The sequence below is a fragment of the Actinomadura sp. 7K507 genome, assembly GCF_004348425.1.
Classification (GTDB): domain Bacteria; phylum Actinomycetota; class Actinomycetes; order Streptosporangiales; family Streptosporangiaceae; genus Spirillospora.
In genome coordinates this window covers 1-1063 of the sequence record NZ_SMKK01000537.1, presented here as the reverse complement: position 1 = coordinate 1063, position 1063 = coordinate 1, and the positions used below count along the sequence as shown (strand labels likewise).

At 57.8% G+C, this 1063-nt stretch carries 1 rRNA gene; it reads left to right on the top strand.

The features are described from left to right. Positions 1–1032 (top strand): 23S ribosomal RNA (locus E1285_RS45125); the annotation flags it as partial. Positions 1033–1063 lie beyond the last annotated feature (31 nt).

Genomic DNA, 1063 nt, shown 5'->3' with positions numbered 1-1063 from the left:
GGGTCGAGGCTGAGAATCTAAGCGCCGGTAAACGGCGGTGGTAACTATAACCATCCTAAGGTAGCGAAATTCCTTGTCGGGTAAGTTCCGACCTGCACGAATGGCGTAACGACTTCCCCGCTGTCTCAACCACAGGCCCGGTGAAATTGCAGTACGAGTAAAGATGCTCGTTTCGCGCAGCAGGACGGAAAGACCCCGGGACCTTCACTATAGCTTGGCATTGGCGTTTGGAGCGTCTTGTGTAGGATAGGTGGGAGACTGTGAAGCCGGCACGCCAGTGTCGGTGGAGTCGTTGGTGAAATACCACTCTGGTCGTTTTGAGCGTCTAACCCGCGCCCGTGTATCCGGGTGGGGGACAGTGCCTGGTGGGTAGTTTAACTGGGGCGGTTGCCTCCTAAAGTGTAACGGAGGCGCCCAAAGGTTCCCTCAGCCTGGTTGGCAATCAGGTGGCGAGTGTAAGGGCACAAGGGAGCTTGACTGTGAGACGGACGTGTCGAGCAGGTGCGAAAGCAGGGCCTAGTGATCCGGCATCTACGTGTGGAAGTGGTGTCGCTCAACGGCTAAAAGGTACCCCGGGGATAACAGGCTGATCTTCCCCAAGAGTCCATATCGACGGGATGGTTTGGCACCTCGATGTCGGCTCGTCGCATCCTGGGGCTGGAGTAGGTCCCAAGGGTTGGGCTGTTCGCCCATTAAAGCGGCACGCGAGCTGGGTTTAGAACGTCGCGAGACAGTTCGGTCCCTATCCGCTGCGCGCGTAGGAGAATTGAGAGGGTCTGTCCCTAGTACGAGAGGACCGGGACGGACGAACCTCTGGTGTGCCAGTTGTCCCGCCAGGGGCACGGCTGGTTGGCTACGTTCGGTCGGGATAACCGCTGAAAGCATCTAAGCGGGAAGCCTTCCTCGAGATGAGTTCTCCCACCCCTTTGTGGGTGTAAGGCCCCCAAGAGACGATTGGGTTGATAGGCCGGGGATGGAAGCGCGGTAACGTGTGGAGTCGACCGGTACTAATAGGCCGAGTGGCTTGAACACACACAACGTTCAATCCAAATCGCTGCATGAG